18 protein-coding genes and 1 pseudogene are annotated in these 15,209 nt (G+C 53.8%); 6 read left to right on the plus strand and 13 right to left on the minus strand.

Annotated features, from left to right (window positions below):
- Window positions 1–21 precede the first annotated feature (21 nt).
- From K7397_RS05970 to K7397_RS21805, 3 genes are all read right to left on the minus strand, one after another.
- Window positions 22–729 (minus strand): ABC transporter ATP-binding protein, encoded by a 708-nt coding sequence (locus K7397_RS05970; RefSeq protein WP_223067037.1) that lies wholly within the window; start codon window positions 727–729, stop codon window positions 22–24.
- A gap of 216 nt (window positions 730–945) precedes the next feature.
- The gene (locus K7397_RS21330) at window positions 946–1,179 is read right to left on the minus strand and encodes an MFS transporter (RefSeq protein WP_237690711.1); all 234 of its coding nucleotides are present in this window, start codon (window positions 1,177–1,179) and stop codon (window positions 946–948) included.
- Between the two features lie 4 nt (window positions 1,180–1,183).
- Window positions 1,184–1,309, minus strand: coding sequence for a hypothetical protein (locus K7397_RS21805; protein WP_273545577.1), 126 nt, complete (start codon window positions 1,307–1,309; stop codon window positions 1,184–1,186).
- A 254-nt stretch (window positions 1,310–1,563) separates the two neighbouring features.
- Here K7397_RS21805 and K7397_RS05980 point away from each other — a divergent pair, with 254 nt between their 5' ends.
- Window positions 1,564–2,031, plus strand: a complete 468-nt coding sequence (locus K7397_RS05980) for a MarR family winged helix-turn-helix transcriptional regulator (RefSeq protein ID WP_223067038.1) — start codon at window positions 1,564–1,566, stop codon at window positions 2,029–2,031.
- 70 nt (window positions 2,032–2,101) lie between these two features.
- On the opposite strand, the gene K7397_RS05985 is transcribed toward K7397_RS05980, so the two are convergent.
- The 3 genes from K7397_RS05985 to K7397_RS21335 all read right to left on the minus strand — a co-directional run bounded on the left by K7397_RS05985 (window position 2,102) and on the right by K7397_RS21335 (window position 3,612).
- Window positions 2,102–2,275 carry a hypothetical protein gene (locus K7397_RS05985; RefSeq protein ID WP_223067039.1) on the minus strand — a complete coding sequence of 58 codons (174 nt, stop codon included), beginning with the start codon at window positions 2,273–2,275 and terminating at the stop codon, window positions 2,102–2,104.
- 26 nt (window positions 2,276–2,301) lie between these two features.
- Window positions 2,302–2,646: a hypothetical protein gene (locus K7397_RS05990; protein ID WP_223067040.1), complete on the minus strand. Its 345-nt coding sequence runs from the start codon at window positions 2,644–2,646 to the stop codon at window positions 2,302–2,304.
- 165 nt (window positions 2,647–2,811) lie between these two features.
- Window positions 2,812–3,612: an energy-coupling factor ABC transporter ATP-binding protein gene (locus K7397_RS21335; RefSeq protein ID WP_237690721.1), complete on the minus strand. Its 801-nt coding sequence runs from the start codon at window positions 3,610–3,612 to the stop codon at window positions 2,812–2,814.
- A gap of 286 nt (window positions 3,613–3,898) precedes the next feature.
- On the opposite strand from K7397_RS21335, the gene K7397_RS21340 reads away from it, so the two are divergent.
- Window positions 3,899–4,168 carry a hypothetical protein gene (locus K7397_RS21340; RefSeq protein ID WP_237690729.1) on the plus strand — a complete coding sequence of 90 codons (270 nt, stop codon included), beginning with the start codon at window positions 3,899–3,901 and terminating at the stop codon, window positions 4,166–4,168.
- On the opposite strand, the pseudogene K7397_RS21345 reads toward K7397_RS21340, so the two are convergent.
- The 4 genes and pseudogenes from K7397_RS21345 to K7397_RS06010 form a co-directional block, all read right to left on the minus strand.
- A pseudogene (locus K7397_RS21345) lies at window positions 4,087–4,548 on the minus strand (ATP-binding cassette domain-containing protein); the annotation flags it as partial. The gene K7397_RS21340 and the pseudogene K7397_RS21345 overlap by 82 nt on opposite strands.
- Window positions 4,548–5,147 (minus strand): ECF transporter S component, encoded by a 600-nt coding sequence (locus K7397_RS06000; protein WP_223067042.1) that lies wholly within the window; start codon window positions 5,145–5,147, stop codon window positions 4,548–4,550. The pseudogene K7397_RS21345 and the gene K7397_RS06000, both read right to left, overlap by 1 nt.
- 113 nt (window positions 5,148–5,260) lie before the next feature.
- The gene (locus K7397_RS06005) at window positions 5,261–6,097 is read right to left on the minus strand and encodes an energy-coupling factor transporter transmembrane component T family protein (RefSeq protein WP_223067043.1); all 837 of its coding nucleotides are present in this window, start codon (window positions 6,095–6,097) and stop codon (window positions 5,261–5,263) included.
- A complete protein-coding gene (locus tag K7397_RS06010) occupies window positions 6,094–6,687 on the minus strand; it encodes a GNAT family N-acetyltransferase (RefSeq protein WP_223067044.1) in 594 nt (197 codons plus the stop codon). Before K7397_RS06010 ends, K7397_RS06005 begins: the two co-directional genes overlap by 4 nt.
- A 164-nt stretch (window positions 6,688–6,851) precedes the next feature.
- On the opposite strand from K7397_RS06010, the gene K7397_RS06015 reads away from it, so the two are divergent.
- Both K7397_RS06015 and K7397_RS06020 read left to right on the plus strand, forming a co-directional pair.
- The gene (locus tag K7397_RS06015) at window positions 6,852–7,865 is read left to right on the plus strand and encodes a DMT family transporter (protein ID WP_223067045.1); all 1,014 of its coding nucleotides are present in this window, start codon (window positions 6,852–6,854) and stop codon (window positions 7,863–7,865) included.
- A gap of 166 nt (window positions 7,866–8,031) precedes the next feature.
- Window positions 8,032–9,012 (plus strand): alpha/beta hydrolase, encoded by a 981-nt coding sequence (locus K7397_RS06020; RefSeq protein ID WP_237690712.1) that lies wholly within the window; start codon window positions 8,032–8,034, stop codon window positions 9,010–9,012.
- Between the two features lie 83 nt (window positions 9,013–9,095).
- On the opposite strand, the gene K7397_RS06025 is transcribed toward K7397_RS06020, so the two are convergent.
- The gene (locus K7397_RS06025) at window positions 9,096–9,395 is read right to left on the minus strand and encodes a hypothetical protein (RefSeq protein ID WP_223067046.1); all 300 of its coding nucleotides are present in this window, start codon (window positions 9,393–9,395) and stop codon (window positions 9,096–9,098) included.
- Between the two features lie 152 nt (window positions 9,396–9,547).
- On the minus strand, window positions 9,548–9,775 hold the full coding sequence (locus K7397_RS06030; RefSeq protein ID WP_223067047.1) for an aspartyl-phosphate phosphatase Spo0E family protein: 228 nt from the start codon (window positions 9,773–9,775) through the stop codon (window positions 9,548–9,550).
- A gap of 191 nt (window positions 9,776–9,966) precedes the next feature.
- Here K7397_RS06030 and K7397_RS06035 point away from each other — a divergent pair, with 191 nt between their 5' ends.
- Window positions 9,967–10,455, plus strand: a complete 489-nt coding sequence (locus tag K7397_RS06035; RefSeq protein ID WP_223067048.1) for a GAF domain-containing protein — start codon at window positions 9,967–9,969, stop codon at window positions 10,453–10,455.
- A gap of 78 nt (window positions 10,456–10,533) precedes the next feature.
- Here the strand turns inward: K7397_RS06035 and K7397_RS06040 are convergent, their stop codons facing one another.
- Window positions 10,534–12,513, minus strand: a complete 1,980-nt coding sequence (locus tag K7397_RS06040) for an endonuclease MutS2 (RefSeq protein WP_223067049.1) — start codon at window positions 12,511–12,513, stop codon at window positions 10,534–10,536.
- A 639-nt stretch (window positions 12,514–13,152) separates the two neighbouring features.
- On the opposite strand from K7397_RS06040, the gene K7397_RS06045 reads away from it, so the two are divergent.
- Window positions 13,153–15,030 (plus strand): LTA synthase family protein, encoded by a 1,878-nt coding sequence (locus K7397_RS06045; protein ID WP_337926681.1) that lies wholly within the window; start codon window positions 13,153–13,155, stop codon window positions 15,028–15,030.
- The last annotated feature ends 179 nt before the right edge of the window (window positions 15,031–15,209 follow it).

Here is a 15,209-nt window from a genome sequence, read left to right on the forward strand (position 1 = left end):
AGCCTCCCCTATTTCAATCTTTCAAGTCAATGCGTCAAAGCAGTCGAACAGAGAGGCGTCCGGAAGGCCGGATTGCCGCCGGATTTCCTCCAGCGTTCCGCTTGCGGCCATTTTGCCGCGGTCAATCAGAACAAAATCATCGCAAATCCGCTCCGCCGTATCCAAAACATGCGTCGACATCAAAACGCCCGCTCCGCGCTGCCGTTCCTCATTCAGCAAAGCCAGAAAATCCCGGGTTGCCCTCGGATCCAGCCCGATGAACGGCTCATCGACAATATAAACATCGGGCCTGATCAGAAACCCGATCATCAGCATCATTTTCTGCTGCATGCCCTTTGAAAATCCGGAGGGCAGCAGATGGCGTGCTTCCGTCATCCGGAATTTATCCAGCAGCCCTGCAGCGAGCTCCTCAAACGCCGGCTCTTCCAGGCCGTTAACCGCAGCGGCCAGAGCAAGATGCTCCCACAAGGTGAGCGTGTCATAAAATACCGGCTGCTCGGGAACATAAGCGTAGGAGGCCGACTGGCCACCAAAGGTTATATCCGCATCCGCAAAAGGCAGTACGCCGATAATCGTCTTAATGGACGTGCTCTTCCCCGCCCCGTTCGGCCCGATCAGACCGGTCAGCCCTCCTGGTCTGATACTGAGCCGGATATCGCTGATTTGGGCTTTGTCCTGCCCGTAACCGGCTTGCCGGATATTCACATCTAGTACGGTGTTGTTATCCATAGTTCTTTAGGCTCTGCATCAATTCGCACTCTTTGCTGCGATTGTGCCCGCAGCCTTCTCTCCCTCCATAAAAACGTTAGCTTCTTGATCTCTCTTCATAATAGCAGCTTTGCACAAAAGCAGTACAATTCCAAAGGCGGCTACAAGGCTGCCCGATATTTGAAAAGCGGTGGCCGCTCAGAAACGGCCCGCTTCTCAGCATCGTGATGCGCAAGCTTACCCGGCATCCGGCCGGGAACACGAAACAGAAAAAGTGCGGACAGCAGAAATGTCAGGCCACTCCAGCAGGAAGCAGGCGTTGATGCCAAAAGCAGCCGTAAGCAGCCCTCCCAGGGCAGGTCCGGCAATTTTGCTCCCCTGCTCAATAATAGCGCTGTAGGATACAGCCTGATCGAGCTGTTCACGCGGGACAATCTCTTTGATTTTACCATTTTTTGCGGGGCTGAACATCACGTCAAAACAACTTTTTGCGCACAATAAAAATTCTAACAATATCCGACAAAATCATGATTTTCTTCAGTTCCACGCGGTCGGCCAGCATCCCGGCAAGCGGACCTCCGAGCAGCATCGGAATCAGCATGCACATTGTAGCCCCCGTGATTTGCCAAGGGGTTGCCTGCCATTTCAATCCGATCAGGGTCAGGCCCGAAGCGCGCTCCAGCCGTCCGCAGGATGATTTGCCGGAGCTTCCGCAGCCATATCTTTTGGTGCGCCTCCCGAATTAATAGACCAAATTGTGATAAATTATATTTTTCCCACCTGGACCCATGTTTTAAGATACAGATACACCAAACATATAACAGACTTTCAAATATAAGAAAAGGCGGGATGGATATGATGAAAACAGAAGAACGCGGCATCGAATTGTCGCTCCATCTGTACAGGGTTCTTGCGAAGTCTTTTAAAAGCGTCAACGAACACGCCGTAAGCGCAAGCAAAGTGCAAGGCTTCAATCCGACGGCATTCGCCGTACTGGAAGTCCTTTATTACAAAGGCCCCCAGCCTATTCAACAAATCGGCGCCAAGCTGCTGCTCCAAAGCGGCAATGTTACGTATGTGATAGACAAGCTGGAAGCGGGAGGACTGCTGCACCGCACCCCTTGCGCGCGTGACCGGCGCGTTATTTTTGCGGAGCTTACGCCTGAAGGCAAGGCATTGATGGATCAGCTCTATCCCGAATTCGAGGACCGGATTGATCATGCGCTGAGCGGTCTTGATTCGAATGAAAAAGAAATGATGATTTCCCTGCTGAAAAAGATGGGGATGGAAGCCGAAAAACTTCCACCCCTCCCGCGCAAATAACGCGCAAAAAATCCCCCGAGGCTTACTATGCCCGGGGGATTATAAATTGGATATTCACCTTGCCGTCCTATCAATGGCTGGGGTCCATATCCGTGCTTTTATCGTGATTTTGGACATCCTTGTTCCGGCGGTCATTTTTGTCCTGCTGAAGCTGCTGGGCCTGATGGCTGTTGACCGGCACCGTATCCAGCGCTTCCACCACATTTTGCAGATTTTTGTCTGCTGCACCGTTATGCTTGGTCATCGCACCTGTTCTCCTTTTACCTTTCTCTAAGAAGGATTCGTAATGGAATGCAGCACTTGTGCGCATTCATGAATATGGCGTGCGTAATCTTTGGCAAGCTCCTGAATGGCATCGCCCCGCTCATCAATGGAACGTCCGGCCTTCTCGGCATCGACCAGGGTTACTTCCAGCTCCCGGGTATCCTGATAGGAACATCTGAAATCGAAAGCGTACATTTGATGTCCCGCCACATTGATATGAACGAGAAGGCTCTGCGGATCGGCAAGATCCGCCTGCACCACGGAAGAGTCTCCGGGCCCAAGCATTTCCGGAAGCTGCTGCTGCCAGGCCTCAACCAGCGTATCCTGGTCCACATTAAGCGATTTCTCCAATACATCCACCTCCCCTTTCCTTATATAAAGTGCCGAGGGAGGCGGATTTTTATGCGCAAATCATCGCTGCAGCAACCCAAACCCAAATTATCAGGCAGTTTCGAAAATGCTTTAGCCATTTGCCGTGCTTGCACCAGTGCCTATTGCTTCATTGCCCTGTTTCCTTTATTTTCGCTCCGGCTCCCCAAGCAAACCGTTCTGCATCGTAAAAATCACATCCGCTTCATGCCGGAACAATTCCGGTTCATGAGTAATGACAAGCAGCGCAGCGCCCTCAACGGAAGCCTGGCGGCACAGGTTGACAAGCAGGGAGGCAGCGGCATAATCGGTTCCGGCCGTAGGTTCGTCCAGAATGTACAGAAGCTTCGGCGTCATGAACTGCGCCGCGGCTCCAAGCAGGCGCTTCTCGCCGCCGCTCAGCAGGTACGGCGAGCTGTGTTCTTTCCCCGAAAGACCCGCCGCTTCAAGCAGCCGCTTCGCCCGCTCAATTTCGGCTTCGGGCAAACCGCCTCCCCGTCGCCGCCCTGTACAAGACAGTGGCCCGTACAGCATTTCGTCAAGCACGCTGCCGGTCACAAATTGATGCTCCGGCTCCTGAAAGACGTACCCGATCGACCCGGCGAGCTCGGCTGTTTTCATTCTGGCGATATCCCGCCCGCCCAGAAAAACAGTCCCCTTGGGCGGGCGCAGCAGCCCGAGCAGCAGCCGGGACAGCGTCGTCTTGCCCGAGCCGTTCTCGCCGCACAGCAGCGCCCATTCGCCGGGCGCGAGCTCCAGGCTTACGCCGCGCAGCGCGTGTCTGCCGCCGGGATAGGCGAAGCTGAGGCCGCGCAGCGCAAGTAGGGGCCCGCCGCCATGGGAGGCGGGGAGCGGCGGTGACGCTGGGGGCGCCGGGGCGGACGGCGGCGCGGCTGGCCGTGTCGTGGCCGGGGCTGGCGCGGTAGGGGCCAACGCGGCAGCCGGCAACCCGGCAGGCGACCCGGCCGGGGCTGGAACGGCTGGCGGCGATCCGCCAGGCAGCGGCGCGGACGGAGCGACCGGGGCCGGGCGCGACCCCGCAGGCGGCGCGGCCGGGGCGACCGCGGCGTGTGCCGACCCGCCAGGCGGCGCCTGTGGCGGCAGGAGCCGTGCGGCACGCGGCGGATCGCCCTGCGGCCGGGGCAGCACGCCGAGCTCGGCAAGGCGTGCCTGCTCGCTCCGCAGCAGCTCAGCCGGCGGACCGTCCAGCGCTGCGCCGCCGCCGTCCAGCACGATGAGCCGCTCGGCAGATTCGGCGAGCGTATCCATGCGGGCCGACATCGTAATGACGGTTCGGCCCTCGCCATGCAGCCGCCGCAGCAGGCTGCACAGCCGCTCCTGCGCGGCCCTGTCCAGGCTTGCTGCCGCCTCATCCAGCACAAGAACCGGCGTGCTCATAGACAGGACGGCGGCGACCGCCGTACGCTGCCGCTGTCCGCCGGACAGCTGGTGCACCATGCTGCCCCGCTTTGCGGACAAGCCGACGTCCGTAAGGGCCGCCTGAACGCGCCGCCTGATCTCCACAGGCGGCACGCACATATTTTCGGGTCCGAAAGCGACCTCGTCCTCCACCCGGCCCTGAACCAGCTGCGCATCCGGATCCTGAAACACCGCGCTGATGACCTGCGCTGTTGTGGCGATTCCAGCTGTTGACGGGTCTATGTCTCCTACCGTCAGCTCGCCCTCACGCCGTCCGCCCATAACCCGCGGCGCAAGACCGGCCAGCAGTGCGGCCAGGGTCGATTTGCCGCTGCCGCTTCGGCCGGCGATATGCACCCATTCGCCTGCGGCAATTTGCAAAGACAAACCGCTCAGCACGGGAAGCTTGTCTCCTTCATGCGTATAAGCGACGTCTTTGAGCCGAACGGCGAGCGCCTTCGTCATCAGGCCTCTTCACGCCGGGCAGCGGCAAATGATCTAAGCAGACCGGAACGGATAAGAGCTTCTCCGATCCATTTGGTGAGCAGTCCACAGAGAACGGCTCCGCTCAGCATTCTGACCACAAGCGCAATAAGGAGAATATTCAGATCCCATTTCGTATATCCAAACATATGGGCAGCGAAATAGAACCAAAGCGGAACCATCACCGCTCCTGCAAGCATCATGACGCCGGTATTCCATTTACGGTAGCGAAGCAGAGCAAATACGATTTCCACAATCACCATATAGCAGGCAGCTGCCGCAAAGGCGGAGGCCATGCCATACGCCGTTCCGATAAAGGACTGAGCGACCGCCCCGATGCCATAGGTGATGACGGCCGTTCCGGGTTTCCGTATGATATATACCGCCAGCAAACCGTAAACCATGTACAGTCCAGTAATCGTAGATGTCGCAATGGGTCCGCCCAGACTGTTCAGCATCTGGTTAACGGAAGTTAAGTACAAGCTCATGGCCGCATTGGCAGCAGCAAGCATCGCCATAAGCACAATTTCCATTGTCGTAAAAAAAGATAATGCCGGTTTTGTTCCCTTCGAGCTGTTCATATTACTCCTCCTGAAATCTAATTGTTAACCCAATATATGAATTTAGGTTAACAATTAGTCCGCGTCAAGACTTATTTTATCTTCTCCTCGCGAAAGACGGATTCTCCCGCCCCTTATAGCGGCCATAGCAGGACGGCTGCAGCCAAAACGCAAAAGGCAGCGCCCATCCCCCACCGGGAGATCCGGACTTCATGCAGAAAAGACCGGTGAGCGTAAGCGCCAAATCCTTTCACATCCATCGCACCCGCCGTTTGCTGCACGCGCCGGATCGAGGCCGTAAATACGCTTGCAGCAAGATTCCGCAGCAAAACCATTCGCTCCATAAGCCCTTGCGGAGGGCGTCCGCTGCGAATTCGCCTTGCTGCAGCAGCTACTCTGCCCTCCGATTCAAGAAGGGGCAAAAAGGTTAACGCTACGGAAACGCCGAAAGCAAGACGGTATGGCACCCTGAACCAGCGGGTCAACATATAAACAAAATCCCGCGGATTTGTTGTGGCGATATAGATATGCGAGGAAAGATACAGCGAGCCCAAACGCAAAACAACAACCAACGCGCTCGCCACGCCCCCCGAAGTCACTTGAAATGGCCCTATGGCTGCATAGACGCTGCCTTCCGGCGCAGCCAGCAGGGTGAGCACAAACAGCGGAATGCCAAAGCCTGCCACCAGAGCCATTCTTCTGGCCGCTTCACTTAAAGATATTCCGGCTCCGATAGCGGATATGAGCAGCACAAAAGCCAGCAGTCCGGCCTGGAGCTCCGGCCGGCTCCCATGTATCGCAAGCGCCGCTATCCCCAGCAGCCCAATGAGCTTGCTGAGCGGATCCGCCCGGTGCAGCATCGACCCTTTTGGCGGTTCATCCGCTGTCATCCCGCTATCTGCAGAGTGGCCGCAGCGGCCATGTTCGGACCCTGACGGATAACCCCCCCGCTTTTTCATTCCAAATTTCATCCCTGCACTCTCCCTTTCGTTCCAAACTCTCTTTTGAGCAGCGAAAAAATGTACAAATCCACAAACCGCTCCCCGTCTCCGTCCTGCTGATACTCCCGCAGCAGGCCTTCATTGCTGAAGCCGAGTCCGGCCAGCAGCCGGATCGAGGCGCTATTTTGCGGGTAGATCAGCGCTTCAATCCGGTTCAGTCCCATCGTCTCATAGCCGAATTCAAACATAGCCTGCAGCGCTTCCCGCATATATCCCTTGCCCCAATATTCCTGTCCAAGCTCATAGCCGATTTCACCGCGATAGGCTCCCGAAAGCTGCCACGCATTAAATCCGCAGCTCCCGATCAGGCTGCCGTTCTCCTTGATTTCAATCCCCCAGCGAATCGTATCTTCCGTCTCGGAAAGCGCGTTGAGCAGATTGATCATTTCCCGCGTCTCGTCTTCACTCGCAAAAGGCGGGACATTCATATACTTCGCGACCTCCGGGTCGCTCCAGAAACGGAACATCGGTGCTGCATCTTCTTGTTCCATCTTCCTGAGCATGAGCCGCGGGGTTTCAAGAACCGGTATATTCCCTCTGCAGAGGTATGTCGCCTTCATCCGATCGCTCCTTTCACCGCTCTTGCTATAGCAAATCATATCAGGCTTCCTCTCGTCAAAGGGAAAACCTGCTTGCGAGGGCAAATCTTTAAGTCGTCATTTCGCCGTCCTTTTGCTACAATGAATGAATATTCTTGCGTTTTGGCCGGGAAAGGAGGCTAGCCGTGAAACCGCTCGGGATCGGCATTTTGTCCGCATTTTTCTTTGCCTTTACATTTATTTTGAACCGGTATATGAATCTTGCAGGCGGCAACTGGGCCTGGACCGCTTCGCTCCGCTACGAAATGATGCTGCCTCTCTTGTTTCTGCTGGCTGTATGGCGCGGCGGGATCGGTCCGGTCATCCGGGAAATCAGGAGCAATCCATGGGGCTGGATGCTGTGGAGCTTTATCGGTTTCGTGCTGTTTTACGCCCCGATCTGCTTCGCCTCCATCTACGGACCCGGCTGGCTTACGGCCGCTACCTGGCAGATCACGATCGTTGCCGGATTGCTCATCTCTCCGCTTCTGGAACAACAATTCAGAAGGAGGCGCCTTTCCTCCGCTTACCGTTCGTCGCTTCCCCTGCCCGCTTTGGGCACCTCCCTAATTATTTTAGCCGGAGTCGTCCTAGTGCAGGCGGGTCATGGCTCAAGCTTGTCCGGGAAGGAGCTGCTGCTGGGCGTTCTGCCTATTATTCTGGCCAGCGCCGCTTATCCCGCCGGCAACCGCAAGCTCATGCAGATCAGCGGCGGACGGCTGGATGCAACCCAGCGCGTTCTGGCCATGACCCTGTGCAGCATGCCGTTTTGGCTGATCTTGTCCGGCTGCGCCTGGATGGCTTCAGGTCCCCCGAGCCAAGGGCAGCTGTTCAACTCGCTGCTGGTTGCCGTATTCTCGGGAGTAGCTGCCACCGTCCTTTTCTTTCAGGCGACCCAAATGGTCCGGAAAGATCCGCTGCGCCTTGCCGGAGTGGAGGCAACCCAGTCGTTTGAAGTTGTATTTACCCTGATCGCCGAAATTTTGCTGCTGTCCGCCCCGCTGCCGGGATTATGGGGATGGATCGGACTTACCCTCGTTGTGGGAGGCATCATCATTCATGCGTTTGCAACCCAGCCAAAATCCGGGAAAAAGACCTCTCCTGCGAGCCCGGAAATGACGGCCGAATCCCGCGCCGAAACCGTCAACCCGCCCTTATAATAAAGGCAACCAAGCCTTCTTATATTTGACACTGAACAAGCCGCCTGCTACCATGACGGCTTCTTTTGTCATTTCTGCATTTTAAATGAGCCCTCACCTGAAGTAAAAACGTTCATTTTGGGTAAAAATACATTAAAAAAACCTTAAAAAAAGGAGAAGATCCCGCTTGATTTATGTCATTGCATCCGTTTGCCTGCTGACGGGCTGGCTTTGCGTAAATGGAATAACCCGCTACGGCTTCCGTCAGATCACCCAAATGCGCCTCCACCGCTATCCGAATGAGCATTTGCATGAGTACCTCCTGAGGACCGGTATTTTTACAAAGGAAAAATACGATTCCATGTCGCCCCGCGAAGTAAAGACAACCTCTCGGGACGGTCTCCTCCTTAATGGACAAATCTTTGAGCCCTATCCCGATTCCCAATGGTGGGCAATTATTGTTCACGGCTATACGATGTCGCTGCGGGCTTCGCTGCAGTTTGCCAGCATGTTCGAAGAGAAGGGATTCAATCTTCTGCTGATTGACCAGCGCAGACACGGAAAAAGCCAGGGAAGCTATACGACTTACGGCTTTCACGAAAAATATGACGTCGAAGCCTGGGTAAACTGGCTGCTTGAACATTTCGGCAGGGACATCAGAATAGCGCTTCATGGGCAATCGCTTGGAGGAGGGACGGTTCTGGAATATTTAAGCATGGCGGATCCGGCAGTCAAGTTCGCCATCTCCGACTGCGCTTATTCGGATTTGAAAGAACTGATCCGGCATCACATCACGCGTCTGGCCAGGCTTCCCGCTTTTCCATTCATGAGCCTGTTAAACCGGCGTCTGCACATGAGAGCGGGTTTCCGGCTTGAAGAGGTCAGTCCGATCAAATCGGTCATGAGATGCCGGCAGCCTGTTCTATTTATACACGGCGCCGCCGACCGCTATGTCCCAACCTTCATGAGCCGGCACATGTATGATGCCAAACCGGGCGCAAAGCAGCTCGTTCTGATTCCCGGAGCCCGCCACGCCGCCTCCTATCAGACCGAGCCGAAACGTTATAAAGAAGCCGTGCAAACATTTATTGATGAAAACATGGCCGAATCTCCCGTTATGGCCCCTGCTTTGGCACCTTCTCTGGCAATCCCTCAGGCTGAAGGCTGACCGGTACAGACGCATAGATAGCTTTGTCTAAGCCCATCCCCAGGCAGTTACTAGAAAAGGGCTGGTCAATCCAGCCCTCCTCATCAAACCGGACTCAGGTCGCATTCCTCCAGCTTCCGGAACTTCGTCTTATGCTTCCATTTATGACCCAGCCATATGGCCAAGAACAGCGGCAGACCGAAATAGGACGCGATGATGAACGCCCAGTCCACTTTCCCGCCGCTGACCCCGCCGATGAACTGGCCGGCGATGACGATGGCACAGAGCTTCATCGCGAGCAGCGGGCCGAACGGGAACCATTTCGTCCGGTACGGCAGTTCCTCGAGCGAGCGGCCCTGCGCCGACCATGCACGGCGGAACCGGCAGACTGAAAATATTTCCATAAGTGGTTTAAGTTCATTCTATGAGAAAATTCACCAATCGTATGCTGTACGTTCTCCCAGCTTTTGAGCGGACTGTTCTTTGCCGCTTCACGCTTTTTTCTTAAAGAAATATCTCAGTCTTTATGTAATATACATTCAATTTCTACGCAAACTCACATCTCAAGGCCGGCATCATGGCTTTTTCTCATCTGGCGCTGGGCTAGGACGAGATACTTGTCCAGACGCTGGCTTAATTCCAGGACGATTTCACTTGTAAAACCGCTGGTTGATGAAACTTCAACAAGCTCTCTCCTCAAGTTCTCGATTGTATCATGAAGATCTTCATTAATCCGGCTCTTCCTTACGGTTTTGCCTTTGGAAAATCGTGTCTGGGCAGTCATAATCTGTCCCTCCCTTCAGCGATAATTTCATATTATAAACGATGATGCCAAAAAAACACATTTTCGAAATTGGCAAAAATTGAGCACTCCTTTACGGAGTGCCTCATCCTTGAGCTCGGTTGACAGCCGAAAAGATCGTGTCATACTGTTAACTATTAATACGTTTTCATCTTAAAAAGCGAGGGAATGAAATGTTTCAAGCCGCAGCTTCTTCCGGGGATCGCCAGCAGACATACGAAACGGCACTGGCACAGCTTAAAGGACTTATTCAGGGCGAGCCGAGCGTTGTTGCCAATTTATCCAACGCCTCCGCTCTGCTCAATATCACCTTGCAGGATATTAACTGGGCCGGTTTTTACCTTTACGATGGACATGAGCTTGTACTCGGCCCATTCCAGGGGCTTCCCGCCTGCATTCGCATTCCGCTCGGCAAAGGCGTATGCGGAACAGCCGCGCAGCAGCGGCAAACGATTGTCGTTCAGGATGTGCACGAATTTCCGGGACACATCGCCTGCGACGCGGCTTCAAACAGCGAGATCGTTGTTCCGATCGTGCAGAACGGAAGGCTGATCGGGGTACTGGACATCGATAGTCCGCTGAAAGGACGCTTTGATGAAACAGACCGGCGCTTCCTCGAACAAGTTGTACATGTCCTGACAGAAGAGATGCAGTTTTCATAAGCTGCCGCTTTTAAGGCCCGAAATCAAGAGGCTCCTTCTTCCGGTGCAAATCCGGCGAAGGAGCCTCTTCTTTCTTGTCTAATCTTTTTCCTTTATGATCATCTTCCCTTCCACATGCCTTTTGCCGAATTGCTTCTTGAGCTTGCGGTTCTCCTTGGTTTCAAAGACGATGTCCATATCATAATCGGCCGGATACAGTTCACTCTTGGCGATATAAGGTTTAAGCCGTTTATGGTTGACCTTCAGCCTCTGCTTTTGGACCAGTACGCCTATCATCCCCTGGCTGTCCTTGGGGCTGCATACGATACCCATTTTGCCCAAGGAGGTGACCCATACGGCGTCTCCCGGTTCAAATACTGCAGGCTGTTTGGCGCTGCCGGACTGCGATTCTCCCTCTTTCTCCGGCTGCCGGTCTGCGGCGATTCCGGCCGGTTCATGGCTTGCCGCTTCAGCTGCTTGTTCCGTTCCAGCCGGTGTTCCGGGCATTTCAGGCGCTAACCCAGCCGGCGCTTCATGCTCCGCTTCCGAACGATGTGTCATCAGGCATCGGGACCGTTCAACCACGCGCCGGTCCATCCCCAGCCTTTGCGCGATCTCAAGCGCATAGCTTTTTCCGGCCTCCCCGATCGTCAACCGGTACAGCGGCTTCAGCGATACCGGATCGAATTCCATCCGGGCGTTCCGGAAGCCCGGTGTTCGGGAGGCAAAGGTCTTCAGTTCATTGAAATGCGTTGTCACCGCCACCACCGCTCCCTTACGCCCGAGTTCCTCCAGAATGGCAATAGACAGCGCCATCCCTTCCGCCGGATCGGTCCCTGCCGCCAGCTCATCAATCAGCATCAGGCTGGAGCGGTCCGCGGTGTCCAGCATCCGGACAAGGCTTGCGATTTGCGCCGAAAAGGTGCTTAAGGACTGTTCAAGGCTCTGCCCGTCGCCAATGATGGCGCGGATATTCCGGAAGACGGCGAAGCAGCTTCCTTCATCCACCGGAACGAGCAGTCCGGACTGGACCATCAGCGTAAGCAGACCGAGCGTCTTCAGCACGACTGTCTTGCCGCCGGTATTGGGCCCCGTAATGATCATCCCTCTCGCTTCGGCCCCGATTTCAATATCAAGCGGCACCATGGTGCCGAGAAGCTTCGGATGCTTCCCGCCGCAGATGCGGGTATATCCCGCGTCATTCACCGGGACGCTCCTTCCGCCAATGGCCACTCCAAACTTGCCTTTGGCGAAGAGAAAATCGTACATCCCCGTGATTTCAATATTCAGGGCCAGTTCCCGCGCCGAGGACTCCAGCAATCCGGTCAGCATAGCCAGTATTTTGGCTTCCTCCCGGGATTCATCGCCGAGCAGCCCGCTCAGTTCAAACTGCAGCGACGATATTTCGTCCGGTTCCACAAACACCGTTTGTCCGCTTGTTGACTGATCCAGCACATTGCCTTTCACCTGGCGGTAATATTCCTTTTTCACAGGAATCACATAATGCCCGTCGCGGGTGCTCACCAGGTTTTCCTGCAGAATAGATCCGTATTTGGACAAAACGGACTGCATCCGCTTCTGAATGCGTTCCTTGACTCCGCTTATTTTGCGGCGGATCTTCTCCAGCTCCCGGCTCGCTCCGTCTTCAATGCGTCCATGCCGGATGCAGCGGTCGATTTCCGACTGCAGCCGCTGCTCCTCGCACAGCGATAAAGCATAGGAAGCAATGGTCGGAGCGATCTCTCCCTTGCCCGTCATGTATCGCTTCAGTTGGGAGCAGCTGCGCAGAAACTGGCTGACCGCGCTGAAATCCTGCTCGGCATACAGGTACCCGGTGCCGAGGAGCGAAACGACGAATTCGATGCCACCCAGGGATGGCAGGGGAACGCTGGCTCCTTTTTCAATGAGCGCTTTGGCCTCCGCCGTTTCCGCGAGCATCCTGGCTACCGCTACGGGATTGTCCGAAGGCGCCAGCTCCGAGATTCTTCTTCTCCCTTCATAGGAAACCGCGTGCCTGCCGAGTTCCTTGACCACCTCTCCGTATTCAAGCGTAAGCCATGTTTGTTCTTGTTCTTCCATCCGTGTGATGCCTCCTTTTTTAAAATGCAAAAAGGGGCAAAGAATGAACGAAGTCATTCCTTGCCCCTCTTGTTCTCTCCAGGTTCCGCCCTCCCGAAATGCATCAAAAAAACCGTGCTAAAGAATGCAGCACGGTTTTGGATCATTCCAAAGACATATGGCGCCTGAAGAAGGCGACAATGATGTTCCGCGTGTTCTTAACTAATTTCAAAACGAACGCTCCGGACATGCCTAAATGAGACTGCCTCTGCATATACATTCACAGAAGGCGCCCTGCTGCCGAAGTCGATCTTATGAAATTGCTTAGTTAAGAACGGTCACCAACATCAAAATCTCTCCCTGTTAATTAGGATATCCTTAATGTACCAATTACGGAGACCTCAGTCAATAACCAATCACCAAGGCAGCAAAACAGTGTCCGAACGAACAATTGATTCCCAGATATTTCCCAATTCAGACTTTTCTGTGCTTTGTTTCCCTTTTTTCTGGAATTATCCTCTACTTCCTGCAAATTTAAGGTCATTAGTGCGTTTTAGAGGGCAAGCATCGGTTTTATTGTGATGCCTTTTCGGAGTATGATGTATGTACCCGTGCTTTTGCTTTATCTATTAAATTGTCTCCGAAAGGCAGGTAGCAAACGTGTCATCATCAACTAACCGTCTCTTCAAATGGTTCAGCGGAAAAAGACCGTTCGTTATTTTCTCGCTGCTTTTAATAGTGAAGAGTTATCTGGCCTGGATGTCCATCTTTGATGGCATTCCTCCACTATCTCCACTGCTGAAAGAGATTCCTTTCATATGGGTCACTTTCTGCCTGATTGAGTATTTTGCATCTAAACGGAAAACGCTTTACTACCTAATCGTCAATTTACTGCTGACAGGCATTTTTTTCGCTGCCATTATGTATTACAAATATTACGGCGTGATCGTTACGTATCACGCGCTTCAGCAGGTGAACCAGGTTACAGCTGTGAAGAACAGCGTATTCTCGCTGCTTGACCCTTATTATTTGCTGATCTTTATAGATATTGTTGTCCTGGGTATCGTACTGATCCGGATCGCCCGGCTCCGTAAACAACAGCGGGGGCTTGAGCCGAAGCTGCGCCGGAGCCACAGAGTGGCTGTATCCGCCCTTTTCGCTCTATGCCTGGCGTTGTGCATTTTTAATATTTGGCCAAACCGCGCCAGCATGAACGAGATCAAAAAAGCGGAATCCATGGGCATTCTCAATTATGAGGCATATACCATTCTTTCCAGCAAAAAAGAACACCTGGTCGATGCCAAACAAATTAATCAGTCGGTGATTGACAAGCTGAAGGGAACCAGCAAGCCTGTGGACCCCGCTTATTATGCCGCTGCAAAAGGAAAGAACCTGATTATCATTCAGCTCGAATCGTTCCAGAATTTCCTGATCAACCTGAAGATCGACGGCCAGGAAATTACGCCGACTATGAACAAACTGGCAGGCGAAAGCCTTTATTTCCCTAATTTCTATCAAATGGTCGGACAAGGCAATACGTCGGATGCGGAATTTGTGGTGAACACATCCTTTTACATTCCGCCGAACGAAGCGGCCACCCAGAACTATCCGGACAAACAGCTGCCAAGCTTACCGAAGCTGCTTCAGAAGAACGGCTATGATACGGCGACATTCCATACGAACGTCGTCGAGTTCTGGAATCGCGGAGAGCTGTACAAGGCGCTTGGCTGGAACCGGTATTATGACCAGAAGTTCTTTGGCACCGATCATACCGTATTCTTCGGCCCAACCGACGAAGTGCTGTATGCCAAAACCATGCCCGAGCTGGAAAAGATGCAGGCAAGCGCCAAGCCTTTTTACACCCAGATTATCTCAATGACGGCCCATCACCCGTTTACGATACCGCATGAGCTTGATAGAATCACGCTGCCTGAGCGGTACCAGAATACGATGGTCGGCGATTATATCCGTTCCCAAAACTACGCCGACTGGTGCTTGGGACAGTTTATCGAGCAGCTCAAGGAAAAAGGGATCTGGGATAACAGTGTTGTGATGCTGTACGGAGATCACCAGGGGCTGCCGAAGTATTCGCTGAACAAGGATGAGCTCGCCCTGATGGAAGAAATCTACGGTCGCCCCTACAGCAATATCGATATGATCAATATTCCGTTCATTGTGTCCCTGCCGGGTACAGGGCCTGCCGTTATTGACCATGTAGGCGGCGAGGTCGATGTAATGCCGACAGCAGCCAATCTGCTGGGCATTTCTCTGGATGACCAAATTCACTTCGGTCAGGACATTTTGAACCAAACCTACAACCTGCTGCCCGAGCGGTATTATCTCCCTTCCGGTTCATTCCTGAACGATAAGGCGCTCTTTATGCCGGGGGTATGGTACAAGGATGGAGACCAGTATCCGCTTGCCAAAGACGGCGTCACGCAGGCGCTGACCACAGAAGACGAATATAACCGCGCCCTGAAGCTGCTCCAGCTATCTGATAGCTATGTCAAGCAGCTCCCGGACCGGCAGGCCAATTAACCTTAAAGTTCATAACGACAAAGCATGGAGACATCCGGGTAAAGCCAATCACGGCTTTTGCCCGGATGTTTTTCTTATATGGAGATCATCGCTCCCGGACTGCCAATTTTACACTTATTATACTTATATGTTGACTAACTATACTTAATAGCTTACAATCGGACATTATCGAAAGTTGC

The sequence above is a fragment of the Paenibacillus caui genome, assembly GCF_019904135.1.
GTDB lineage: Bacteria > Bacillota > Bacilli > Paenibacillales > Paenibacillaceae > Fontibacillus > Fontibacillus caui.